Source organism: Dellaglioa sp. CoH-57-MRSF-21, assembly GCF_056781915.1.
The window spans coordinates 1-251 of the sequence record NZ_JBXAXU010000224.1 but is presented as its reverse complement, the minus strand read 5'-3'; the positions used below and the strand labels follow the sequence as shown (position 1 = coordinate 251).

Here is a 251-nt window from a genome sequence, read left to right as displayed (position 1 = left end):
CCTACGTACAGAGGGCTATTCACCCATTCCCCTTCAAATCGGAACCAACCGTACTCGTGACCGTGCGGCTCGTCGATGAATACACTGATCCAGTCATGAAACAGGCCGATAACGCCGTCTTCGTGGTTGATGCCGCCGCACACTTCGAGTACGAAGCCGCCTTCCTCATCATCAACGATGAACGTCTTCGCGCCACGGTAATACTCTTGCGTGCCGTCCGGAGGTTCAGGGAACTCGAACCATTCCACAGC

1 protein-coding gene is annotated in these 251 nt (G+C 55.4%); it reads right to left on the bottom strand.

What is annotated here, in order from left to right; translation table 11 throughout:
• A partial coding sequence (locus AC1RPQ_RS08590) for a hypothetical protein (RefSeq protein ID WP_481762364.1) occupies positions 1-251 on the bottom strand: 251 nt, incomplete at both ends.